This window comes from Alteromonas australica, from assembly GCF_000730385.1.
GTDB classification, from domain to species: Bacteria; Pseudomonadota; Gammaproteobacteria; order Enterobacterales; family Alteromonadaceae; genus Alteromonas; species Alteromonas australica.
This window is the reverse complement of sequence record NZ_CP008849.1, coordinates 2,559,905-2,585,689: the sequence shown is the minus strand read 5'-3', so window position 1 is coordinate 2,585,689 and position 25,785 is coordinate 2,559,905. Positions and strand designations below refer to the sequence as shown.

17 protein-coding genes are annotated in these 25,785 nt (G+C 44.9%); 8 read left to right on the top strand and 9 right to left on the bottom strand.

What is annotated here, in order from left to right; translation table 11 throughout:
- Window positions 1–9 precede the first annotated feature (9 nt).
- Window positions 10–1,143 (bottom strand): Gfo/Idh/MocA family protein, encoded by a 1,134-nt coding sequence (locus EP13_RS11440; RefSeq protein ID WP_044057402.1) that lies wholly within the window; start codon window positions 1,141–1,143, stop codon window positions 10–12.
- Between the two features lie 42 nt (window positions 1,144–1,185).
- Window positions 1,186–2,403: a D-mannonate dehydratase ManD gene (gene manD / locus EP13_RS11435; RefSeq protein WP_044057401.1), complete on the bottom strand. Its 1,218-nt coding sequence runs from the start codon at window positions 2,401–2,403 to the stop codon at window positions 1,186–1,188.
- A 124-nt stretch (window positions 2,404–2,527) separates the two neighbouring features.
- On the opposite strand from manD, the gene EP13_RS11430 reads away from it, so the two are divergent.
- A complete protein-coding gene (locus EP13_RS11430; protein ID WP_044057400.1) occupies window positions 2,528–3,547 on the top strand; it encodes a LacI family DNA-binding transcriptional regulator in 1,020 nt (339 codons plus the stop codon).
- 71 nt (window positions 3,548–3,618) lie between these two features.
- Here the strand turns inward: EP13_RS11430 and EP13_RS11425 are convergent, their stop codons facing one another.
- On the bottom strand, window positions 3,619–4,023 hold the full coding sequence (locus tag EP13_RS11425) for a type 2 periplasmic-binding domain-containing protein (RefSeq protein ID WP_044057399.1): 405 nt from the start codon (window positions 4,021–4,023) through the stop codon (window positions 3,619–3,621).
- Between the two features lie 367 nt (window positions 4,024–4,390).
- Here EP13_RS11425 and EP13_RS11420 point away from each other — a divergent pair, with 367 nt between their 5' ends.
- Complete coding sequence (locus EP13_RS11420; protein WP_044057398.1) at window positions 4,391–4,642, top strand: hypothetical protein; 252 nt, start codon at window positions 4,391–4,393, stop codon at window positions 4,640–4,642.
- A gap of 60 nt (window positions 4,643–4,702) precedes the next feature.
- Here EP13_RS11420 and EP13_RS11415 read toward each other — a convergent pair whose 3' ends face one another.
- Window positions 4,703–6,157, bottom strand: a complete 1,455-nt coding sequence (locus EP13_RS11415; protein WP_156026814.1) for an ATP-binding cassette domain-containing protein — start codon at window positions 6,155–6,157, stop codon at window positions 4,703–4,705.
- A 234-nt stretch (window positions 6,158–6,391) separates the two neighbouring features.
- Between EP13_RS11415 and EP13_RS11410 the strand changes: the two genes are divergently transcribed.
- From EP13_RS11410 to EP13_RS11395, 4 genes are all read left to right on the top strand, one after another.
- Complete coding sequence (locus EP13_RS11410; RefSeq protein ID WP_044057396.1) at window positions 6,392–7,528, top strand: efflux RND transporter periplasmic adaptor subunit; 1,137 nt, start codon at window positions 6,392–6,394, stop codon at window positions 7,526–7,528.
- 16 nt (window positions 7,529–7,544) lie between these two features.
- Complete coding sequence (locus EP13_RS11405; RefSeq protein ID WP_044057395.1) at window positions 7,545–10,643, top strand: efflux RND transporter permease subunit; 3,099 nt, start codon at window positions 7,545–7,547, stop codon at window positions 10,641–10,643.
- Between the two features lie 213 nt (window positions 10,644–10,856).
- Complete coding sequence (locus EP13_RS11400; protein ID WP_081869494.1) at window positions 10,857–13,436, top strand: M1 family metallopeptidase; 2,580 nt, start codon at window positions 10,857–10,859, stop codon at window positions 13,434–13,436.
- A gap of 153 nt (window positions 13,437–13,589) precedes the next feature.
- Complete coding sequence (locus EP13_RS11395) at window positions 13,590–14,474, top strand: WYL domain-containing protein (RefSeq protein WP_044057394.1); 885 nt, start codon at window positions 13,590–13,592, stop codon at window positions 14,472–14,474.
- A gap of 18 nt (window positions 14,475–14,492) precedes the next feature.
- Here EP13_RS11395 and EP13_RS11390 read toward each other — a convergent pair whose 3' ends face one another.
- The 4 genes from EP13_RS11390 to EP13_RS11375 all read right to left on the bottom strand — a co-directional run bounded on the left by EP13_RS11390 (window position 14,493) and on the right by EP13_RS11375 (window position 20,648).
- Window positions 14,493–16,634: a response regulator gene (locus EP13_RS11390; protein WP_044057393.1), complete on the bottom strand. Its 2,142-nt coding sequence runs from the start codon at window positions 16,632–16,634 to the stop codon at window positions 14,493–14,495.
- A 136-nt stretch (window positions 16,635–16,770) separates the two neighbouring features.
- On the bottom strand, window positions 16,771–17,958 hold the full coding sequence (locus EP13_RS11385; RefSeq protein WP_044057392.1) for a pectinesterase family protein: 1,188 nt from the start codon (window positions 17,956–17,958) through the stop codon (window positions 16,771–16,773).
- An 18-nt stretch (window positions 17,959–17,976) separates the two neighbouring features.
- Complete coding sequence (locus EP13_RS11380; RefSeq protein WP_044057391.1) at window positions 17,977–19,428, bottom strand: glycoside hydrolase family 28 protein; 1,452 nt, start codon at window positions 19,426–19,428, stop codon at window positions 17,977–17,979.
- Window positions 19,429–19,451: 23 nt separating this feature from the next.
- Window positions 19,452–20,648 (bottom strand): glycoside hydrolase family 88/105 protein, encoded by a 1,197-nt coding sequence (locus tag EP13_RS11375; RefSeq protein ID WP_044057390.1) that lies wholly within the window; start codon window positions 20,646–20,648, stop codon window positions 19,452–19,454.
- A gap of 591 nt (window positions 20,649–21,239) precedes the next feature.
- Between EP13_RS11375 and EP13_RS11370 the strand changes: the two genes are divergently transcribed.
- Both EP13_RS11370 and EP13_RS11365 read left to right on the top strand, forming a co-directional pair.
- Window positions 21,240–23,936 carry a TonB-dependent receptor gene (locus tag EP13_RS11370; RefSeq protein ID WP_044058938.1) on the top strand — a complete coding sequence of 899 codons (2,697 nt, stop codon included), beginning with the start codon at window positions 21,240–21,242 and terminating at the stop codon, window positions 23,934–23,936.
- An 80-nt stretch (window positions 23,937–24,016) separates the two neighbouring features.
- Window positions 24,017–24,817, top strand: coding sequence for a rhamnogalacturonan acetylesterase (locus EP13_RS11365; protein ID WP_052364535.1), 801 nt, complete (start codon window positions 24,017–24,019; stop codon window positions 24,815–24,817).
- Between the two features lie 32 nt (window positions 24,818–24,849).
- On the opposite strand, the gene EP13_RS11360 is transcribed toward EP13_RS11365, so the two are convergent.
- Window positions 24,850–25,770: a sugar kinase gene (locus tag EP13_RS11360; protein ID WP_044057389.1), complete on the bottom strand. Its 921-nt coding sequence runs from the start codon at window positions 25,768–25,770 to the stop codon at window positions 24,850–24,852.
- Between the last annotated feature and the right edge of the window lie 15 nt (window positions 25,771–25,785).

Genomic DNA, 25,785 nt, shown 5'->3' with positions numbered 1-25,785 from the left:
AGAAGGCCTTTACAGTTGGCTAACGTCAACCCAGTTGTTGTTTTGACGAATTAAATCGATGAGTTTTTGGTATTGAGCGCCTTCTTTGAAGGTTTGATAGGGTTGCACGCCATTCCCTTGCACGTCTTCTACCAGTAGGCGAATAAGATAGCGCCAGTTTCGCTCGGTATCGCTTTCGCCTTCGGGAATACGTTCGATAATATCTTGTGGTAAAGGCTGCGCTTCCCAGTTTCCATCTCTGTATAAATATAAGGGGCCGCTGGCGTAGTGCCCCTTAATGTAAATTGCGCCTTTACTGCCGTACACCACAATGTGATCGTCGTTAAAACGAGGGTGAAGCCCCCCATGTTTAAACAATACCGACACAGGTTTCTTTGCTAGTTCGCTTTGAATCTGAGCCAAGACGGTATAAGACCACTCCACATTTGACTCACCCCATGTCAAATCAGGATCGTTGATATCTTGTGGAATAAAGTCTCGGCGTTTTTTGAAATTGTGTACCCCTTCTACAATAGGGGCTTTGCCCAAGTCATCCCTCACTTCTCCCATCATGGATAAAAGGTGCTCTCCAATCATTGAGGTGACAATGGACAATTTATGGGTGAAATTGTTGTTGAGCCGACCGCCTCCATCTTCTTTTCTGTGAGACCAGCCATAGGGGATATGCTTTTCAAGATTAAAGTGAGAGATACATTCCACTTCTTGCGGTTCGCCTATTTCACCGGCTTCAATAAGTCGTTTTGCATGAATAACATCGGGCATGTAGCGAAAACTTGCGGCAAAGGCGGTTTTAACCTGCTTTTGTTCGGCAAGTTCGTACAGCCGTTGGGCAGACTCTCCGGTGGTAGATAAGGGCTTGTCACTAAAAACATGACACCCATGTTGTATGGCTTGGATAATGGGTATCTCATGTGCACCCCCTGGCGTTGCAATGGACACGATGTCGGGCTTTAATGTTTGCAACGCCTCTTCCCAGTGGGTTCCCGCGTAAGGGATAGCCAACTGCGCTGCTACTTCCTTAACTACACTTTCTGTTCTTCCTACTATGCCAACCACTTCCGCGCCTGCATAACGGAAGGCTTCTGCGTGGCCTTGACCGGCAAAGCCAGTGCCATGAATGAGTACTTTTATAGGTTTACGCATTGTTTAGTCCTGTCTGAATGTAGAGTGATTGCGGGTAAGCATTTACCAATGCCACATGGTGCCGTCTTCTAGGCGGCTGACGGGTAAATAAGACCGTTTATACGGGTGTTTTTTAGCCGCATCTTCGTTAAAACTTATTCCCAGACCTGGGAGGTCGCTAGGGAGTGCCATGCCATTTTCAACCCGGATGTCGTGGGTAAATACTTCGTTAAGTTGAGGGTTATCTAAACCAACAAATTCCTGAATACCAAAATTGGGTGCCCATATGTTGATGTGAAGATGGGTAGCAAAACACACTGGCGATAAATCTGGCGCACCATGGGGGGCAATGCGAACATCAAATACATTGGCAAATTCGGTGATTTTTCTCAAACCAGTTAGACCACCTGCGTGGGTTGCAGCGGTTCGAATAAAGTCTATCCATTGATGTTGAATAAGATCTTTGCATTCCCAAAGGGTGTTGTATGTTTCGCCTATGGCTAATGGCACAGTAGTATGGTGACGAATTAACTGATAGCTGTTTTGATTTTCCGCAATAGCAGCGTCTTCTAAAAAATAGAGATGGTAGGGTTCTAACAATTTCCCTAGTCGCGCCGCTTCAATGGGAGTTAATCGGCTGTGTACGTCGTGAAGAAGGTGTACCTCTTCGCCTAGCCGTTTGCGTGCTTGTCTAAATAATTCAACCACAACGGAGAAGTACTTTTGTGTACACCAAGGCTCTTCCGGAGGGAGTGGACGATTACCTTGTAACTCAAAATAGTCTTTTTTATCACCAAGTACCCCGTAGGTAGCCGTTAGGCCTGGTATGGCGGTTTGTAAACGAACGGCGCGGAAGCCTTGGTTAATCAAATGTTCGGCTTTTGAGAGGGTACTGTCAATGCATTCACCACTGGCATGGGCATAAAGAGTAACTCCCGTGCGGCTTTTTCCCCCAAGCAACTGGTGAACGGGTAGGCCTGCGACTTTCCCTTTAATATCCCACAGTGCCATGTCGATACCTGCAATCGCCGCCATGTTAACCGGTCCTTTGCGCCAGTAAACGCCCTTATAAAGGTATTGCCAAATATCTTCGATATTTTGGGCGTCTTTGCCAATCAAACAAGGAGCAATATGCTGTTCCAGACAACTCACTACGGCCATTTCACGACCGTTTAACGTGGCATCCCCTATACCTGTTGTGCCATCTTCTGTGGTGACTTTCACAGTGACAAAGTTCCTACCTGGGCTACACACGAATACTTGTATTTGACTAATCTTCACGGGGATCTACCTTCTAAAAATCGATATAAAACGTTTTAGTAAAACGTTTTAGTTGTAGAAGTTAGCACAAGTTGGCATAATGTCAACAAAAGGTTAATAACGTTAATAGGTGTGTAGCCAGACGATGAAAAAAGCAAAACTAACGGATGTGGCGAAACGCGCTAAGGTATCGAACAGTACGGTATCCCAGTACATAAATGGGCGCTTTGACTATATGTCGAAAGAGACCCAATTGCGCATTCGTGCGGCGGTAAAAGAGCTAGATTACACCCCCAATCATATTGCGAGGAGCCTAAAAAGTACTAAAACTCAAACCATTGGTGTGATAGTGAGGGATATTACGGGCTTTGATACTAGCCAAACTATCAGAGGTGTAGATGATTTTTGCAAGGCTAACCAGTATAACGCGTTTATTTACAACACCGATTTTAACCCCGAAACCGAGGCGCAATCTCTTGCGGCTTTATATCAAATGGGGGTGGATGGCATTATTATCGCCGGGTCAGGTAAAAATACGGCGTTAATCAACGAATACATCGAGAAGGGGATGCCAATTGTTCATTTTCAGATTGAGTATGATGGGCTGGAAAAGAATTTAGTGCTGTCAGACTATCGTAAAGCGGCATTCGAGGCGACGTCCTATCTGATTTCACTCGGGCACTCACGAATTTGCTTTTTTACACAATCCTTCACCAATGTAAAATCCCGCTACGAGCGGTTCTTAGGCTATAAAGATGCGCTAACGGCTCATGCTATTGCCTTTGATGATGCTCTGGTGCAGTACTGGCATCGAGAGACAGGTTTTGAAGTGTCACCTAAAGCATTACTAGCGGAAGAAAACCCGCCAACGGCAATGTTTAGTCAACATTTAGCGATTACCACAGAGCTATTGGCTTACTTAAACCAAGAAAATATTGCCATCCCCACTGATGTGTCGCTAATTGGTTTTGACGACATTCCCATGGCTGAATTTTTCAAGGTGCCTATTACCGTAGTTAAGCAAGAGCCTTACATTATTGGAAAAGAGGCAGCGAAAGTACTTTTTGAAGTCATGAAGAATAAAGGGGAGCATGCGCAGAAATTACTCATTTCTTGCTCATTGACAAAACGAGCTTCTTGCGCGCCGGTGAAAGCGCTTAGCTAATGTAGTGGGGGTTTCTGTTGCCCCACCTTAAATGACGTGGGGCAAAGCCGAAAGCTGGATTAGTCCTTCAATTAAAACGTACCTATTGCCGTCACACTGCCGTCAACCATGCTTTCATCTATAAAGCCGATGGTATTGGGGTTCTCAGACACTAATTTAAGCATTTCTTCGGCCGTGGTGACTTCTTCAGGGGGCGTGCCCTTGCCAGTAAACACCAGTTTAGACCAAAAGGCAGAGTATTGGCTTTCTGATTTTCCTAATACTTCGCTATTGAAAGTCGCTCTTAAATCATTGCCTTTTTCGAAGGTAAGGGGTAGCGCTTTACTGCCATCGGGGAAATTTTTGGCGCGCCCTAAGTAAATGCGTTTGACGGTATCGGCATCCACACCTGTTGCATTGTTTGCATTTATAATAATGACATTGGCTGCGCTGACTGGCAGGGCGAACATACAACAGAGTAAAAGTGCGATTTTCATGAATAATACCTCTAGTGATCCCGGAAAGTTAACGTAACGCGCAGCTAACAACCGCAGCGATGGGTGCCTAACCAAGTTGATTTATATCTAACTACTGCACTGACACTGAAAGTATAGTAGTAGAATTTAACTTTTCCTTTAAAAAGAGTATCTGTCTACCGGCAAGACATTAGCATCTGCATGGTTTTTTTGAATTTGTTACACTCTTTTCGCTAAATAGCCTCGTGTGAAGCGTGCCTATTATCTTCATTAATCTCGACGTTTTTATATAGTCCAATAGTTGTAATTAGACTAAATAGAAAGTGGCTTTTAGTGGCTAAACGAGTGGCTTAGAAAGTTAGTGAATGCCTACAGGAAAGGAGACGTCATGGCAAAGCCGAACAAAAAAGGGCCGGTACAAACCGTAGATATTGTCTGTGGTAAGTGTAAAGCTATGCTGTTTAAGTACAGAAAAGGCGGGAAGGGGGCCTTGGTAAAATGCTTCATAGAACGCATTGTAAATGACTTTACTCTAACCCCATGTTGTTGCCCAAACTGCCACCAGGTTTTTGCTAGAGAAACCTTAATTAGAGGCACGCCCGCCTATAAAATTATTGGTGGAAAAGCGCGTATGAAATAGCAGGTGAAGGTTAACCCTCGGCATCGTAGACAATACTGAGCATGCCCCAGTTTGCCAAAATTAGGCGGGATGATAATCTTCCATGGTCAAATGATGTTGAATGCCCGCAATGGTTTCACGTTGGCTGTGGGTAACATAAAGTACAGTGCTCTGTCCTTGGGCGACTATTTTCTCAATCAGTTTCAGGGTTTTCACTCGATTAAATTCATCTAGTCCGTTGCAGGGCTCATCAAGTATGAGCAACGCAGGATGTTTCACCATGGCGCGGGCAATAAGGGCAAGGCGCTGATCACCAAAAGAAAGAGATTGAAACGGTGAATCTGCATACTTGCTTAACCCTAAAACCGCCAGCCATTGCGCTGCTTTTTCGCGCTCAGTATTGGAGGGTTTGGAGTACAATCCAATACTGTCGTAAAAACCAGATAAAATCACATTTTCTAAACTGGTGTTCACCTTATATTGCAAATGTAACGCGTTGGACATAATGCCAATATGTTTTTTTATGTCCCAAATACTTTCGCCGGAGCCACGTTGAATGCCAAACATGGTTAAATCGTTGGTGTAGCAGTGGGGGTTGTCGCCGGTAAACATCTGCAGCAAACAGGTTTTTCCAGAGCCATTTTGGCCACTTATTTGCCAATGTTCTTGCTTGTCCAGCTGAAAATCCACGCCTTCAAAAATGACTCTGTCCCCATAGCTCACCCGACCCGCATTAAGCTTAATTAAGGTTTCCGGCACCGAATGTTGATGCTCACTTAAAGGGGCAGGCAGCATAATATCTTCACTTTCTAAAGCGAACCAAGTCCCCAATTGATACCGAATTTCCTCTGTGGTTAATGTTTGGTCCGACTGCCAAGCCACGCTTAAGTCCTTCATTACCAGTAGGTTGGCATTGAAATCATCGGGTATGTCATCTAATTTATTGGCCGTGATAATTAATGATGCTTGCTGTTGAGAGGAAAGAAACTTACTAAAGTCTTGCTTTGCTTTTGCATCTAATCCTTCAAAGGGCTCATCAAGAAGGATTAACGAGGCGCCGCTGAGCCATGCCAACACGATTAATACTTTGCGAGTTTCTCCCGTTGATAACGATAAAAACTCGGCATCAAGGAGGTGTGCTATGCGTAAGACGTTTATCAGTTCTTGATACACAGGATGTTCGGTGTAATGGGTGTCTTTTGAAGGACGCTCGACATTGTTGGCGCCTTGCTCCAGTAACTCTGATACTTTGGTGGGGGTGGCAATGACATCAAGTATATCTGCACTGTCTTTTTGTTTTTCCTCAGCAATAAGCTGCTGTTGCATTTCAATGCTTACCTGCGCTATTGATACCTTGCACTCTCTAACGCCAGCCATGGGCGTGCCGTTATTTGCAAGCGCTGCTAACAATAGCGATTTACCTGAACCATTTCTGCCTGCCAATAGGTAATTCCCTGGCAATGAGAGAGTCAACGAGAATGCGGGAGAAATAAAGTGGTGTTGGGTTTTAATTTGAAATTGGGAAAGAGACAGCATGGGGTGTGGAAAAAGCCTAATCATTGAGGTGCAAGGGTGTTGGCATTGTGTCGCGGGGCGGTATGGGTGTCAAATATCAATCTACCGTACTTTCTACCGTACTGCCATTTCTGTATTGTTTGTGGTGTTCACTAGGTTAGTGTCCTTATGGCTGCCGCGCGACGCAAAATATGAAAAAACCAAAGTGAACAATATTCTGTATAGACAATATTAATCTTGCATCAAGGAGCGATAATGAAACTCAGTATGGCTGGCGTTTTCTCAATAATATTAATCATGTCAGGGTGCGCTGACCCTAAGCCTCAAGCTGAATTGTTACGTACAGTGATGGTTAGCCAGGTACAAGCCTACGATGGTCAGCAGTCTCATGTTTTATCTGGTGTAGTGCAAGCAGCGGAAACAAGCCAGCTGAGTTTTGAAGTGGCCGGGGTGGTAGAAAACGTTAACGTGAATTTAGGTGATACCATTGCCCGGGGAGATAAGCTTGCTCGAATAGAGAGCAAAGTGTTTGAGCTTGCCGTGAAACAACGCCAAGGGCAGCTATCTGAAATTCAGGCGCGGATAAAAGATGCACAAAAAGACGTAAACAGAAAAAAGCAGTTAGTTGAAACCGGAGCGGTTTCGCAAGCAGAGTACGATGTTGCCCTCACTCAATTAAATGCACTGAGCGATCAAGCAGAGGTCGCTGAAGCGCAACTAAGTATTGCCGAAGAAGACTTGGCTGACACCACATTAGTTGCCCCTTACGCTGGCACCATTGCTCAACGTCATATAGAGCCTTCCCAACGAGTGACTCCCGCACAACCTGCTTTTACGGTAGAGGGGACAGCGGGTTTGGAAGTGGCGCTTTCCGTGCCTGAAAGCATGATAAATTACCTGAACGTTCAAGATGTGGTTAAGGTAACGGTTTATGCACTGGGCGAAACCAATCTGAAAGGGCGAATTTTTGAAGTCAGCAGCCGTGCAGGCAGCGCCAATGCATTTCCTGTAACGGTGCAATTAGACGATGCGCCAAAGGGGCTGCAGCCAGGAATGAGTGCTGAGGTTACCTTAAGCTATACCGGCAAGACCAATAACAATAGGGAAAGTCGCGGGGGCTTTATTGTGCCCTTGTCCGCACTGGGTAATGGCAGTGACGACAGTTATTTCGTTTATACCGCAACGCCGATTGAGCAAGAATCGGGTGACAAATCGCCTGTTTACCGTGTGACTAAAGTTCCCGTAACCCTACTCAATATGAATAAGGACACCGCGCTGATTGAAGGAGAATTTGATGGGTTACCTTCAGTGGTGCGTGCAGGGGTGGCGCATTTAAGTGCCGATCAGCGGGTTCACGTGGCAAACGGCGATACGCACTTTTTCAACGAGTAACGAGCAAGGATAAGCCGTGAAATCTATCTCCGAACTAAGCCTTATTCATAACCGCTTAATGCTGGCCATTGTCAGTATTCTAATGGTCTTTGGCCTATACAGCTATTTTACGCTACCCGCCCAAGAAGACCCCGATATTACGATACGCGAAGCCTTAGTGACTGCGTCTTACCCTGGCTTGCCCGCCGATAAAGTGGAGTTGTTGATAACAAAAACCTTAGAAGAAGCGGCGCGGAAGCTACCAGAAATCGATGAAATTCGTTCGGTGTCTATGACAGGGCAAGCGACGTTACACGTGAAAATTAAAGACAGGTATTTTGAGCTTGAGCAAATTTGGGATGATTTGCGAGATGAGCTAGAGCAAGTGACACCAAGTTTGCCCGAGGGTACCAGTACGCCACTGGTGAATGACAGCTTTGGCGACGTGGCGGTACTAACCATTGCGCTTGAGGCGGATGAAAGCTATGGATTTGACGAACGTAGAGACATTGCCCAGCACGTTCGTGACACTCTGTTTCGCGTGGATGGCGTAAAAAGTATCGATATTTTAGGTGCCCGTTCAGAGCAAATTACCATCGCCATCAATAATGGCAAGCTGGCCAATTTTGGCATGTCTCCCGAACAAGTGATTGGACTGCTGCAGGCCCAAAACGTTATTCAACCTGGCGGAACGATAGATGCGGGGGGCACCAATTATACGCTGCAACCGTCTGGCTACTTTCAATCTCTAGAAGACGTAAAAAAGGCGCTTATTTCCATACCTGAACGTCAAGAAACGGTATTGCTTGAAGATATCGCCGAGGTGCGCCGGGAAGCTGAAGACCCACCTTCTCGCACCGCCTATCTCAATGGCAAGCCTGTCATTGTGTTTGCGATTGCAAAAAATGACCATGTAGATGTATTAACCTTTAGCCCTCAGATTGAAGCGCAGCTCGCTAGCTTGAATCGTATATTGCCTGTGGGCATGCAGCTTACCACGATTACCCGGCAAGCCGATGTGGTGCAAAACGCCATCAATGGCGTGAGTATTAACGTGTTAGAAACTCTTGCGATTGTTAGCGCCGTAGTGTTGCTGTTTTTAGGCGTGAAAGCTGGGCTCATTGTGGGAGGGATTGTGCCTAGTGTGATTCTCATCACCATCTCGATAATGGCGTTTTCCGGTATGGTGCTTGAGCGCATGTCGTTGGCGACATTAATTATTTCATTAGGCGTGCTGGTTGATAACGGCATCGTTGTGGCTGAAGACTTTAAAAGAAGGTTAGAAGATGGAGAGGACCGAGAGCAAGCGCTGGCAAATTCTAGTCGGTCTCTTGCATTCCCCTTACTTACCTCGTCACTCACGACTATCTTGGTATTTCTACCGCTTATGCTTGCGGACAGTGTGGCGGGAGAGTACACACGGTCAATTTCATTGGTGATATTAATTGCGTTACTGGTGTCTTGGTTGTTGTCTCAAACTATTACCCCTTATCTTTGTTACCACTTTGTACCTAGCCCCGACGGTAGCAAAAAACAAGGCAAAGCCAACATCAGTGAGTATTTCAATAAACTGAACCCTTACTATGAATCGCTGCTGCGTCGGGTGCTGAACATGCGCCTCCTGTTTATGGCTATCATGGTGGGGCTTTTCTTTGCGGGTGGTTTTGCGCTCTCGAAAGTGCCGGCTAAGTTCTTCCCCGACTCCGACCGCACACAGGTGCTGGTGTATTTGGATATGCCAGCGGGTAGCTCTATACGCAAAACTAATCATACATTAGCGCGGGTATTTAAGGATTTAGAAGACAAACAGCAGTTCCCTTATGTGCAAAATGCCGTGGGCTACGGAGGGTTTGGTGGGCCAAGGTTCGTGCTGTCACTGACACCCATAGACCCAGACGAAGCAAAAGGGTTTATGATGTTGGATATCGACAAAGGAGAGCATGTTCAACCCACAATAGACGCATTACGAGCGCAATTTGCTGCTCATTATCCTGATGTGTTTGCGCGGGTAACGAAAATGTTTCTTGGCCCTTCCGATTCCAGCAAAATAGCGTTGCAAATTAAGGGGCCAGATAAAGATGTGTTGTTTTCATTATCTAAAAAGCTAGAAGCCATGGTGGCCTCTTTACCTAATACCTATGACATCCGCAATGATTGGGAAAATCGTGTGTCCCGTTTACGCATAGATGTTAACCAGCAAAAAGCCCGGCGAGCTGGTGTAAGTTCTGCTGATATAGCGCAGACGCTAAACACCTATTACAGTGGTCGCATTATTTCTGAATTTATTGAAGGTGATGACATCCTGCCCATTATTGTGCAAAGTAGAGATAAGGAACGCTTCGATCTTTCACGGGTTGAAAGTATTAATGTGTTCTCTAACGCGCGAGGGGTGAGTGTACCTTTATTGCAGGTGGCAGATATTAACTACGAAACCGGGTTTTCGCGTATCGCCCGAGAAAACTTGTTTCGCACTATTAGTATTGAAGCCAAGAATCATGTTCTCAATGCTGAAGAAATGGTGCCTTTACTGACGCCAAAGTTAGCGCAGTTAAAGCAGCAATTGCCGGTGGGCTACAGCATAGAATACGATGGGGTTATTGAAGAGTCAGCAAAGGCTAAATCGTCGCTGAATACCTATTTACCCTTGTGTATAGGTATCATTATGTTGTTATTAATTGCCCAGTTTAGGTCTTATCGGCGCACACTTATCATTACCTTAACCATTCCGCTTATCATCATAGGTGCCGCATTGGGCCTGCTGTTAATGCAAGGCGACTTTGGGTTTATGGTGATATTGGGGCTGTATGCGTTGGCCGGTATCATCGTCAACAACGGCATTGTTCTTATTGAGCGTATAGATGCTGACCGGCAAGACGTTGATGCTGATGATAAAGATGCGCAGAGCGAAGCGGTAGTTACGGCGTGTGTGCGGCGGCTAAGGCCCATTTTGATGTCGTCAATGACCACCATATTAGGGTTGGTTCCGTTAATATTAAGTGGAGATGTACTGTTTTACGCTATGGCCTGTGCCATTGCATTTGGCTTAGCCTTAGGCACAGTGTTGAGCTTAGGCGTTGTGCCTGTGTTGTATTCACTTTTCTTCGGGTTGTCACCACAAAAATCGACGGGTAAATAACGCCGCGTAAGGCCAGTTGCAAGGGCAAGGTGATGGGGGGCAGTGTTGCGGTGAAATCTCGGAATTTTGCGCTAGACATGTCTCGTAACAATTTCAGGCAGGGTTAACCCCTATGTGGAGTTGCGAGCGACGCCCTGTGGAACTAGTATCTTGCCGGTAAAATGAGGTGTGGTGACAACAGCGCCACACCAACAATAAAAAAGGAATAAAAATATGCGACGCATCATAGCTTTAATGAGTTGTGTGGTAATGTCGGTAACGCTATCTATCTCTTCTGCGTTTGCCAAAGACGTTGAATACCGTTTACCGTCTTCAGTCACGCCCACATTTCAAAAAATCCACCTAAATATTGACCCAGACGCTGCGGATTATTCTGGCGTTACAGTGATTGATATTTCGGTGAATACGCCCACTAAAAAAGTCGGCTTTTATCAAGAAGATCTAACCGTAACTCAGGCTTTCCTTACGCAAGGAGACACTACCATTGCGCTAACGGTGAGTGAAGGCGATTACAACATGAACTGGGGTGAAGCCGAGTCTGATATTGCGAAAGGCGACTACCAGCTTAATATTCAATTTAAAGGCAAAGTAAATACCTCATCAGATGGCATGTATTTGTCACGCTTTGAAGAGAACAATTATATCTTCACCCAATTTGAAGACATGCATGCACGTAAAGCGTTTCCAAGCTTTGATGAGCCTGCGTTCAAAATTGCTTATCAAATGACCATTACCTCGCCAGAAAAGCAAGTTGTGGTGTCTAACACGCCGGTGGCGAAGCGCACAGTGGAAAACGGCGCACAAACCGTGGTTTTTGAAAAAACCAAGCCCATGCCCACTTACCTTATCGCCTACGCTGTAGGCCCGTTTGACAGTGCTGAACTTACCGGTTTATCGGTGCCAGGCAAGGTATATGTACCAAAAGGCTATGCAGATAAAACGAAATTTGTGGTGAAGCATACGCCAGAAATTCTTGCCTCTTTAGAAGCTTTCTTTGACATTAAATATCCGTATAAAAAGCTAGACTTTGTGGCTGTGCCAAACTTCACACACGGCGCAATGGAAAATGTGGGTTTGATCACTTACCGCGATAGTTTGTTGTTGCTAGAAGATAACCCCTCTTTAACTGAGCGCTCAGGGCCGTTAAACGTCATTGCTCATGAACTGGCTCACCAGTGGTTTGGAAACCTAGTTACCATGGAGTGGTGGGACGACTTATGGCTTAACGAAGCATTTGCTTCTTGGGCAGCCAGCTATACCATGATGGAATTATACCCAGAACTGAACTTTGCCGATCGTATTGTTCAAGAAGGTGCCTTTGGTGCTGACGCTAGTCCTACGGTTAAGCCAGTGAAAAAGATAGTGCGCACTCAACCTGATGTGATGGATGGGCTAGGGCTTAACTATTCAAAAGGTGAGTCAATCTTGCAAATGATTGAGTCACTTATTGGTACGGAAAAATTCCGTGACGGCGTGCGCAACTACATGAATAAGCATGCTTGGGGAAATACGGTTGCTGACGATTTATGGGCAGCATTAGACAACGTTTCTGATTTTAACTTAAGTGCCATGATGAAGGCCTATTTAGAACAGCCAGGTTATCCACTTATTAGTATTGATAAGAACGGCACAGTAACACAGTCACGCTTTCACTATGCTGGTGCTGAAGTGGCCCCGCAAACCTGGGCTGTGCCGCTGAAACTTACCTATAAAGTGAAGGGCAATATAAAGCAAGAGGTGGTATTTATTGATGAGAAGACCACCACACTACCTCAGCTAGCCGAGGCCGAGTGGGTATTTCCAAACGACAACGCCACAGGTTATTTCCGTTGGGCTATTTCAAAAAAACAAATGACGGCGTTACTTAATGATTTGGGTGCATTAAATAACAGAGAAAAGAAAAATGTACTGTATAACGCTCAGGCCATACTTAATGCTGGCGTTATTAACATTGGTGATGTTATGCCCGTCGTCAATGCGTTGGCAAAAGATGACGAAGCCGTGGTGAAGCGCGCAGCAGTTGCAGTGTTAGCTGAGTTTACATACCTTGTCGATGACACTAACCGAGATAATTATGCGGCCTTATTAACGCAAGAGTACCTTCCTGTTCTTAACGCGCTTACCTTAACACCGGCAAAAGGTGAATCAGAGAGTGAAATTAGACTACGAAATAGCTTGTATGGTTTGCTAGGGCAGTATGCGAAAAATGACTCACTGATTGAAAAAAGTGAAAAGTTAGCAAAGCAATACGTTAAAGACACCACAAGCGTACCGGCCGGCATTGCTAGAACAGCAATTGCTGTTACCACTAAGCACGGTGATACGGCTATGTTTGACACCATAGTGGACGCCTTCAAAAAGGCGACACTACCTAATGTGAAAAACACGCTGCTTTATTCTATGAGCTTTACTGACAAAGAAACCGTTAACAAAATGCTGGATATTGCGTTGACAGACTTAGTCACACCCGCAAACACTTTGTATATGGTTGTGAGTGTATCGCGTAATTTAGAAGACAAAACACTGTTATATTCATGGATGAACGAAAACCTAGATGCGCTTATAGGTAAAATGCCTGATTATCACGTGTCGAGAATGCCAGAGTTTGTTTCTACTACCTGCGACACTAAAAATCTCAATCTTGCCAAAGCGTTTTATGCGCCGCTTAAAGACAAGCATCAAGGTATGGCAAGAAGTTATGACGTTATGCTAGACAATACGCAGCAGTGCTTACGTCTTAAAGACACGTTCCAAGAAGGCTTCAATCAGTATGTAAGCCGTTACAGCAACTAATACACCTACGCTCAAAAACGGGGTGCTGAAACGCCTCCTTCAATAATCAGTAAGATGCTGCTTATGAAGGGGGCGTTTTTTTGACTAAAAATAAGGTTTACTTCCAGTTTCAAATGAACCACACTGTTTAAAAATACAATGGTTGAGAAAGTGATGTTAGAAACAATCAGCTTTGCCCAGCGACAACGCTTGGCTTATATCGATTTCTGTTTGCTTTTTAAAGGTGCGATTTATCGTCAGGATTTAATCAATCGTTTTGAAGTGGGTTTGTCTGCTGGCTCAAGGGACTTTTCACTTTACAAAGAACTCGCGCCACATAACTTGATTTACGATGCACGAGAAAAACGTTACTTTCAGACTGAAAAGTTTGAACCCCTTTTCGAACATGATGCAAAACGCACGTTAGTGAAATTGGCAAACGATATCTCAGATGGCTTTGACGCCATAGGCGATATTGAGTTTCCGGTAGAAAGTGCCTCCTCGCTAAATGTTCCTGATATTTATATCGTGGCAAAAATTGTTCAGGCCATTGTGAACAATAAATCTGTTAGCGTTATATACACCTCTTTATCAAGTGGGTCGAACGCACGTGAATTGGTGCCGCATAGTATTGTAGATAATGGGCAGCGTTGGCATGTTCGCGCTTATGATAGAAAGTCAAAAAGCTTCCGTGATTTCGTTCTCTCTCGAATGAGTAAGGTGACAGTGAAAACCTCCCCGCATCCTCACGAGGAAGTCAGTCACGACACTGCGTGGCAGCATAAAATCTCGCTAGAAATTATTCCTCACCCGAAAAATATTAAGCATCCAACGGCCATTGAACTTGATTACGGCATGCAAAATGGTGTGCTTAGCATTGACGTGCGACGTGCAATGGCGGGGTATTTATTGCGCCGCTGGAATGTAGATTGTACTAAGCACGCCAGTTTGCGCACCGGTGAGTACCAATTATGGTTAAAAAACCATGAGGTGTTAGCCAATATCGATAACCTTGCCATTGCGCCAGGTTACATTGCCGAGCAAACCACCTATGGGTAGCGGGTCAACGCGCTGGCCTTAACCAACATCGCTCTGGGTGTGCAAGCGAATGCTGGCAAGCAGTGCGCCTTTATTTAAGGGTTTTGTTAGAAAATCGTTCATGCCTGCCTTCAGGCATTCTTCTTTATCTTCTGGAAACACATTCGCCGTTAGGGCGGCAATGGGGGTACTAACTTTAAGTTCGTTTCGAATGATATTTGAGGCCATAATGCCGTCCATGACAGGCATGTTGCAGTCCATCAAAATAAAGTCAAACTTATGCTTTGAGCAAGCTGCTACGGCTTGCTCGCCATCTTTTACATGAAGGGTTTTAAAGCCTTCAGCTTCTAGCATGGCTTTGACTATTTCCGAATTAATATCGTTATCTTCGGCAATGAGCACCCGCATTTTCTGCGCTTTTGAGCGCTGCGCGGTATTGTCGGGGGTATCGTTGTTAATTAATTTCGTTAAGTCGGCCTCAAGCTCTCTTCTGTTAATGGGCTTGGCGTGGGTTTTCCAAATTAGCCGCCGTATTTCTTGTTCACAATCTAATAGCTCTAATTCTGCACTGATTAACATTACTCGTGGGAAAGGGTAAATGTTCAGGTGGGCCATTTCTCGAAGCAGGTCGACGCCCGATTTGTTTGGCATCGCTAAGTCCACAATCAGTAAATCGAACTGTTCAGGATGATCGTCTAAAAATGCATCGGCACTGGCAAAGGTGGTAGGTTGTATCGCCATAGCCGTTAATACGTGTTGAAGATATTCGCGACTGGTTTGCAAATCGTCAACAACGGCACAACGTAGGCTCGCCACCTCGTTAACCTCCAATGGGGGAAGGTTCGCCTCAATAAGGGGGAGGCTAACGGTAAATTCACTGCCTTTACCCAGCGTGGATGAAACGCTGATGTCGCCCTCCATTAACACGGCTAACCGTTTAGCGATACTTAACCCTAATCCGGTGCCGCCATATAAGCGCGTGGTAGATTGGTCTGCTTGCTCAAATTTTTGAAAGATGGCACTAAGCTTCTCATCGGCAATACCAATTCCTGTGTCCGTTACCGTAAACACGATAGTTGGCTTATCGTCTATATGGGTTTCATTCACCGCTAACGATACTGCCCCTGATTCCGTGAACTTAATGGCATTGCTTAGCAAATTATGAAGAATTTGAGCAATGCGAGTTGAGTCGCCCTCGATAATGTGAGGCAGGGTGGCAGATTTACAATAATTGAATGTCAACCCCTTATTCACGCAGTAGACGCGCTGTATGGTGACCACATCATCCATAAGCTGCAGAAGATCTACTGGGCTTTTCTCTACTTTTATTTTTCCGGCTTCTATCTTTGATAAATCAAGGATGTCATTAATCAATGAAAGGAGTTGGCGACCAGCGGCTTTGGCCTTTTTTAAATAACTTTCACTCTTTTCAGGGGTATCTAAGGCAAGTTCTATCATGCCAAATAAGCCATTCATTGGGGTGCGTAATTCGTGACTCATGCTGGATAAAAAGTCTGACTTTGCTTGGCTGGCAGCTTTTGCCTCGTCCATTGCTGTTTTGGCTTCTAAATGAGATTGCTTAAGCGACGCTATGGTGCTTTCTATGGCTTTGCGCATGGGGGAGAAAATGAATGTTGCTTCTAGCAATAATAAAACCAACGTACCCAGCCAAAGAAACAACTCTATGTTAGCCACTTTATCTACTCTACGTTTGGCGTGCAGTTCAAATTGATACACCACTTCATTCAGTTTTGCGAGAAGATTGGAGACTTGGTCGAGCGTAAATGGGGACGTTGGCTGCATACAATTGACTTGCGTTAGGCGCGACTGAGCTTGCTGTATATATTGCTTCACCTCAGTATCTAAATTACCAGGTGAAAAATACAGTTGTTCCACTTGCTTAGGTAATGATGTGAGTTGCGTTAGCCGGGTATGGTTCGATATGAAGGTGTCGAGGGTACTGGCCAACATTTGCTGAGTACTTGCCGAGGAATCGCAAAATGAAGGGTGAGCCGAGATGAGTGCGATACGCTGAGAAAGCATACGTTGTTGCCCAGCAATGTTGATGACTTCTGCGTCGTTTCGCTGAGAGGAAAATAACCCTGTCATGGAGAAAAACGATAACGTAACAAGGCACGCTATCAGGGTAAGTGCAACGATGTATCGAAAACGTATCGACATAAAAAGGCTTCGCGGAAAAAACTAAATATATATTCTACAAAGCATATACGCAATTTCGTTCAATAGCGATTTCACGCTAAGTGTATTTATAGCAATAAAAGGTGAATAGGGAGAAAGCTGTTCTAAGCTGAGGTAGCTATTCTTTGGGTTTCCATTCTCTCAAAATAGCCTCGATTGAGTAAAAGCTCGCTTCTTTTTCGTTAAGTACCGTGTGACCTTGAGCACTTCTTTCAGCACCTGGGCCCAAGGAACCGTATTCTGAAAAACGGGCTTCTGTTAATGGGCTGAAAGCACGCTTGCTTCCGTCTTTTTGGGTGCCAGACATACTCGTCCACGGGTGTTTTGCAATGTGGCTGTCCATATTGCAACGAATAAAGGTGCTATTTCCTACTGCGTAAGGGTTGGCATATCTTCCATCAGCGAATGTCGTGGTGGGGTGCCAGGGTCTGCCTAGTGCCACCGTTTTTTGGGGGACGCCCTTTTCCCGGGCAAGAGTGCATCCTATAAAAACGAAGCCGAACGGACGTGAAATTAATGTGCTTGGTGCCGTGATATAGCCAGCATAGCCTTCATTGACTTCCTTTCCTCGTTGACGAGATAAGAGAGTAACGCCATCAAAAACGGCGGTGCCTTCACCGAAGATAAAGTCGATATTCCCCGCTACCATGCCGCCTTTTATGTAAGCTCTGTCCCCGTTAAGATAAAGGGTGTCCTGATAGCCCCATAGTGCCACATTATTCAAAAATATTTTGTCAGCGCCAAGCCCTGTTTTTAGTGCAACCGCCTGCGTACCCCTGACTTTGTTAGTGTCGTCATCGGCCAATTGTTCATTGCTTAGAAAGTCGAAGGTATTATTGACAGTAAGGTTGGTTAGGGTAATTGCGCTACCATTGATTTCCACTGTGGCAGTGCGGCCTGTACCCCAATTCTTCTTAATCTTAGCCTGTTCAGGCGTGTCTACACGTTGCCCCGCATATCTGCCGTAGCTGATGATGGTACTCTCTTTCTGCTCCCCGATTAGTTTGATATTGTGATCGTCTATAACGACACGTTCATTATAGGTGCCGCGCCTAATGAAAATTACGAAGGGCGTACCAGGTTTCTGCGCTGTTTTCTCGTTCGCTATTAAGGATGGGTCAAGAAAAGAGCGTGCCTTTAACGCTTCACTGACGGTACGAAATTGGGGTAGGTGCGTGTCTAGTGGTGACTTACTCACTATGACGGTCACATTATCAGGAAAAGTCGCCGTGCTCTCCCTGGCCAATACACTTTGAACCTGCAATACGGTCAGCACCATGAGTAGCCATCGAACCCCAAAAGACATCGCTCTTTTCCTTATGGCTTAAAGCGCAAACGTTTGTTGATTTATCATCACGTTATTAATTGATATATTTTCAACATTCTCAATAATGGAAGGCGACTGCGCGTTTTTAATGACAATGTTATTTAATGTCAGCCCTTCGATAGGCGTATGATCGTAGCCGCGTAAATAGAACGCCCGTTGAGCCGCTTCTACCGTTAAATTCTCAATGTTGATGTTTTCCAAATGGGGGCTAAAGGCGCCTGCGTCACCTTCCTCGTAGAAGAAGTTAACCACCACCGCATCCTTTACGCGGCCAATATCAATGTTCCTGTAATTTAAGTTTTCCAGTCGTCCGCCTCGGATACTGTTTGTTTTTATTCTGATGCCCCTGTCTAAATCTGGGCTGCTCATGGTGCAATATTGTGCGTAAAGGTTTTTTACTCCCCCTGAAATTTCACTACCGATAACCACGCCACCATGACCGGCTTTCATTTCACAGTGTTCAATAACGATATTCTGGCAGGGAACATTAATTCGCCGGCCATCTGCGTTTCGACCCGATTTAATGGCTATGCAATCATCTCCTGTATCGAAGACACAGTGGGTTATTAGCACATCGGTACAACTTTCAGGGTCACAGCCGTCTGAGTTAGGCCCGAAGCTTTCACAATGAACATGGGTAACTGTTACGTTTGAGCACAATACGGGATTCACTAACCAAAAGGGTGAACGCGTTAAAGTGACGCCTTCAATCAATACGTTTTTGCAACGATAAGGCTGTATCAGCGGTGGGCGTAAATAGTTGTGTTCAAATACGCGTTCCGCCACAGGAACTTCTTCTTCAACCATCACTTGTAATGCGTCTCGGGTGAATTTTTGATTCGCCACAGGATGGTTGCCCCAATCCGCAGATTTCCATTTTCCTTTCCAAGGCCACCAATTGTCCGCAGACGCAGCACCGTCAATGGTGCCTTCACCAGTAATGGCGATATTTTCTTGTTCAAAGGCGTAAATTAAAGGTGAATACCCCATTAGCTCCATGCCTTCCCAGCGCGTGAATACAAATGGCTTATAATCTTCAGGGTTAGTAGAGAAGGTGAGGGTAGCCCCTTTTTCCAAATGTAAGTTAGTATTTGAAATTAAATGCAGAGGGCCATCGCAGTAATGAACACCTGGGGGGATAATCACTTTTCCGCCACCATTTTGTGCTACTTTTGCTAACGCGGTATGAATGGCTTGGCGAACATTAGCACTCCCAAGCTCTCGTTGTTGCGCTTCTAAAATATCGCTGATTGATACCGCGTAATTGGGAAAGCTAGGGGCGTTTATTCTTTGTTTCACTAGTGCCGCTTCTTTATCCCATTGCGCTTGTGAGCGCACCGCGGGTGAGGATGTGGAACATCCCCCCATCATGGCGCCGGACGAAAGCAACATACTGGAAGACGCTAAAGTAGATTTTAAAAACTGACGTCTTGATGATTGAGTTTCCATAATTATCCTTTACCCGAGCTTTATTATTGATCTAGAAAATGTGCAGCCATGATGAAAGGGCCAACGCCTTTAGCATCATTCGGGCGAATGGGTTCACTTAAGTAGTATTCGAATGAGCCGTCTCGATACGGAGAGCCGCCTAACCCCGCCACTCTACACACATTTTCAAGGGTAATGACATTGGAATCAGGCTTCACAGAAATCATCTGATCAACTAAGCCTGAAAAGCCTTTTTGAGCATACTTTTTATACTTGGCAGGCAAAAATTTTAATTCAACGCCTTTAGCAATGGCGTAGGTGATCATAGCGGTGCCCGAAGCTTCTAGATAGTTTCCGTTCAAATCCCCTTTATCTGTAACCTGATACCAGTTACCAGACACGTCTTGGTATTTTAATGCGGCGTCAATAAAAGACTGAAAACGGGCATTGAGCCACGGGGTTTTAGGATGGTCAGTAGGTACGATGGCCAATACGTCTACCAGTGCCATGGCATACCAGCCTAATGCTCGCGACCAGTGGTTGTCGGAAAGGCCAGTTTCACTATCCGCCCACTTTTGCTGTTTCGACGCATCCCAGCCGTGGCGAGGCAGCCCTGTGTCTTCATCATATAAATTCTCTTCAATAAGCTCGAATTGCAGGAAGACGTCGTCTAGTTCACTCATATCACCATATTTAACAATATATTCAGCATAAAATGGCGCGCCCATATAAAGGCCATCCAGCCACATTTGATGTGGGTATCTTTTCTTATGCCAAAAGCCACCTTGCGCTGTACGTGGGTGGGTGTCCAGTTGAGCTCTTAAGGTGTCTGCGGCCTTTTTGTATTTTACGTTTCCGGTGGTTTCATAAAGGAAAAAGAGAACCCTGCCTGGATTAACCATATCAATATTGTATTTTTCTTTGACGTAGGTTTTTATGCTTCCATCTTCATTAACGAGCATATCGTAGTAGCCCTCAACGTAACGCAGATAGTCGGGGTTCTTGGTTTTTTTATACACTTCGGTAATGGCGAGTAAATTAAGGCCGTGTACATAGTCCCATTGCGGTTTTTCATCCCAATCAATTTGCCAGGCTTCTGGGAAGCGTGTCATTTCTGATTCAATCATACGAATAGACCACGGCTTAGTATTGTCTAGTGAGGGTAATGATTCCGCGTATCCTACTGACAACGTGAGTGACGACGCAAGAAGTGCAGCTGCACTGAGTAGATGTTTCAACATAAAGAGACCTTAATAAAATAACATTTTAAAAACACGTGGTGCTACCGGTAGCATTTTGATGATACCCCCACTTTTTGTCAATAAATATGTTAATAAATGTTAATCGATATATTGAGTGTGTAAATATGGTATTATTTTTATCTTTTTGATTATAAAAGATTTAGTCGTCATTTATTGTTTTGTGTTTGCATTTTTATATTGAGATTTTAACACGTCTATCATTGGGAAAGACTAATAAGACTAAAAAATTATTAAAAACGGGGTTGCTACCGGTGGCATAAATCATTAGGATGTAAATCAAATGTAAAGTCTTGGTTGTCATTTAGGCTTTCATTGTTGTCTGAAAAGCTATTCCAAAGGCCTATTTTCAATAGGGTTTTTTAATGGCGAGTTTGATTTAGGCAAAATAGAACTGCTTCTTAAACAATTACAAGAAAATTAGGTTTGCGAGCAAGGTTAACTTCGTTGAGTAAAGAGACGGTCTTAACGTTAGGACATCTACATCCAGTAGAAAAGATGGTCACTTTACCCAACTCTGTGCCAAATGTGGGTGCCGCGCAGCCAATGACACATAAAATCGGAGAAACAACGATGATACCAAAGAAAAAGCAACTTGCTATTCTGGTTACGCTAGCAATGTCTGGCATTCAAGTTCAGGCACAAGAAGCTGAAAATGCCGCTACAGAGGCAGACGAAAAAGCGATAGAAGTGATTGAGGTTTCTGGTTTTAGAGGCTCACTAAATAAGTCGTTGCTGGAGAAGCGCACCTCGGTGAACAGTAAAGAGTCGATTGTTGCTCAAGATATAGGAAAGTTCCCAGACTTGAACATAGCCGAATCAATTCAACGGGTACCGGGTGTTGCTATTTCCCGTGAAGGCGGAGAAGGTAGGCAAATTACGCTGCGCGGTCTAAGCCCGTCGTTTACGCGAACCACGCTAAATGGCATGGAAGTGCCTGCCAGTACCGATGGTACTGATTCTGGTGGTGGTGTGAATGGTGGTCGGGGATTTGACTTCAATATCTTTGCGTCAGAATTGTTTAACCGAGTTGATATTCAAAAGTCACCTACAGCCTCAATGGAGGAGGGTGGCATAGCCGGTACAGTTGACTTATATTCTGCCAAACCTTTTGATTATGATGGCTTTAAATTCGTATCTTCGCTGCAAGGTGGGTATAACAGCATTACCGAAGAAGTGGATCCTCGTGCCGCCTTTATGGTGAGTAACAGGTTTGCCGATGACAAGATAGGTGTTTTATTCTCCGCCGCCTTTTCTGAGCGTACTGTGCGTCAGGAAGGTTACGGTACAGTGCGTTGGACCACGCCAGTTAGAGACGGTGGTGGATTATTTGCTGATACGTCTAACACGCAGGTGACGGGCACACCAGATGTGGGGAGTTGCGAAGCTGATGGGCAAGCGGTCGATCCACTCAATTGTTTATGGTCTCCCCGATTACCTCGTCCTGATTACTTTGGGAACGATCAAGAGCGCGTAGGCTTTACCGGTTCACTTCAATGGCAGGTGAGCGATGATTTCACGCTAACGTTAGATGGTTTGCTATCCACCCTCGATAATACACGAACCATGTACAACTTTTTCCACATGTTTAGAAGTACCTTTGATGAAATAACGCCTACCGCCATTACTGTTCATCCAAATGGTAAGCAGGTGCTCGCAGGGACATATGAAGGTGTTAAATCAAGAATAGAAAGTCGACTTCAAGAATCTACCACCGACTTTTCACAGTTTGTATTATCCGGCGAGTGGTTTGTTTCTGATAATTTTCGTGTGGATGTGATGGCGGGTACCGCAGAGTCGGATGCACGTTCTGAGCAGTATCGTTACAACATGACGCTACTTGAACCGACATCATTTTCATTTGATTTCAGTGACAATATTAATGCGCCCGATGTTGCCTATGGTTACGAGGTTAATGATGCTAGCAACTATAACCTAAGTGATGGTCGCTTGCGTGCAACGGACGTTGTGCGTGAAAACGATACGCTCAAACTCGATACCACCTACTTAGGCGAAGATCTCACCATCAAAATGGGCTTCGCCTATAATGACCGTGTGGTGTCTTATAGCGAAGAACAAATTAACGGTTTTCCTGATCAAGATTCTGCTGTGGGCTTTGCGGAAATGATGCCAGTCGACGATTTTGGCAGTGGCTTTGATGGTGAACTATCACCGTTCATTGTTGCAGATTTTGACGCGATTAATCGTGAATTGTTAGATGTGACCTGGACCCCTCGCTCTGCACAGAGCTGGCAAGTTGGTGAAGAAACATCGGCGTTGTATATCGAAGTAGATACCAACTATGAAATTGTCGACATGCTTTTACGTGCCAATTATGGTGTGCGTTACGTCAAAACGACCACGCAGGCTGAAGGCTTTATTCAAGGTGAAGCAGTGGCAATCGAAAACGACTACAACAACTTCTTGCCCGCCATCAATTTCGCCCTTGATGCTACGGATGATGTTGTCGTACGTTTGGGATTAACTCAATCAATGACACGTCCGAGCTTGAATTCATTGAACCCAGGTAATCCAAGTTTTGATTATATCAATGGCTCGGTGAGTGTGGGCAATCCGTTCCTAGACCCTTTCACCTCTGATAACGTGGATTTAGGGGTAGAGTGGTACTTTGATGATGAAGCCTTAATTGCTGCCACGCTATTTTATAAAGATATTGATAACTGGATAGTGAGAGCTTCGGAAGAGCGTATGGTCGACAGCGCCTATTACGACTTCATTGATAACGATGCACAGTATGATCCAGAAATAGCGTTAAACCCACGGGAAGTGGCTTATGAGCATAGTAGCCCAATTAATGCGGAAGACCGCACGATCAGTGGTTACGAATTGATTTATCAGCAGCCGTTAACCTTTTTGCCTGGATTCTTCGAAAATATGGGGATTGTATCTAACTACACCCATGTTAACGCAGACAATATCGAGGGCATGAGTGAAACCTCATATAACTTTACGGTGTATTACGAGACCGATGTGTATGGTGCTCGAGTCTCAGTGAACAAGCGGGATGACTATATTACGGACTTTACCGGTAGCAATGGTAACGTTGCTCATGGCACCACTGGTCCTACTCAGGTAGATTTTTCTTCATTCTATAACTTTAGCGATGAATTAACCCTTACCTTCGAAGTTATCAACCTCACCGATGAGTACGAGCGCCTATTTACTACTGGTGATGGCAGCTTGAATTTAATGCGTGAGTATAACCATACAGGTAGACAGTTCTTCTTAGGAGCGCGTTACAACCTTTAATTACTTTGTGTGCCGTGAAAACGGGTGTGTTTGGCCATCTTTATGATGGCCATTTTTTTATCAAAAATTGGGCTAACAAAATGAGAAATAGCAACGACCACTATCGAGTAGCAAGTAGGCGACTAGCAAGTCGGGCGTTTATCCTCTTTGCCATGCTGGCGTCGACAACCTGTATTGCAGACGGACTTCCTCCTCCAACTACCTTGCACCTTGTGGGCGATTCAACCATGTCGAATAAAGAGAACCTTAACTACCCAGAGAGAGGCTGGGGGCAGATACTGCCTGGTTTTATGCTACCTCAATTGCGAATTATGAATCATGCTGCCAATGGAAGAAGCACTAAGCGGTTTGTGGACGAAGGGCGTTGGGCATACTTGCTATCAGAGTTGTCAGCGGGGGATTATGTTTTGGTACAATTTGGTCATAACGATCAGAAAAAAGACTCTCCCTCTCGCTATGCTGATGCGGAAAATGATTATCCTGAATATTTAACGGGTTTTATCAATGATGTGACTGAGCGGGGAGCCCATATTATGATTGCAAGTAGTATTTGCCGAAGACATTTTGATAATGAAGGAAAGCTTAAGCGTACGCTAACTCGTTACGCTAGCGCCGCTGAGCAAGTTGCACGAAAACATAAGGTGACTTTTATTCCTATGAACACCTTAACCTGCGATTTTTTCGCGAGTATTGGTGATGGCGCAAGTGAAGATTACTTTATTAAGGTGCCAGCGGGTATATACGCGAAGTTTCCAAACGGTAAAGTCGATAACACACACGTTAATGTGGTGGGCGCAACAAAAGTTTCTCAACTGTTTGTTAGGGCGCTTAAAGCCCAAAATCACCCATTGGCAGATTATGTATACCGAACGTTGCTGTAGGGGTTAACAAAGTAAGATGTGTTTCACATCCCCTATAACGTGGGGATGTGGTTGTTAAAGTCGATAAGAGGAATAATGGCGCCAGGATAGGTGATGACCGTCGCTGCGACTTTTGCGCCATAGCTAGCGCTTTCTACCGGTTTTTTCCCTGATAGTCGTGCTGCAAGATAACCGCCATTAAATGCATCTCCTGCCGCGGTGGTATCTATCACCTGTTCAACTCGCTCCACGGGAACAATACGTTGTTCTTTCCCTTCCAGTATGTGCACGCCAACAGACCCATTTTTCACCACAATTTCATCGATGTTTTTATTGGCTAAATAACTAAAGATGTCGTCTGCAGTTCTGTGCCCATAAAGCATAAGGTGGTCATCAGCGCCAGGGAAGGTTAAATCAGACACCTGATAGGCGCGTTCAGTCCAGTATTGCGCATCTTCCTTTGTGTCCCAAAGGCTAGCGCGATAGTTGGGATCAAAGACAATTTTACTGCCATTTTTTGACAGCTCATCGATTACCGCAAATAACGACTCACGCTGAGGTACGTCTAAAATGGCGATAGAAATACCACTAAAGTAAAACCAGTCACAGTGGATGGAGGTTTTTGTTTCTTCCAACAATGTGAAGGTTTGGGTGGCTGCAGATTGTGATCGCCAATAGGCGAAATCTCTTTCGCCGTGCTCATCATTGCGAATCATGTAGAGCCCCAGATTTCGGGAAACAGAACGAAAAACATAATCGGTGTTGATTTCGTTTTCACCCATATTGAACATGAGTTCGTCACTAAGAAAATCCGCTCCAATAGCAGTGAGAAAACTGACCGAAGATGAGGGTAAACATCGCTTTAAGTATACGGCTGAATTGTAGGTGTCGCCCGCGTAGCTTTTTGTTAGGGTCTGCGCAGATTCAGTACGTAATTCCACCATGCATTCGCCATAAATCACTATTCTCTTCATTGTGTTAACCTACGT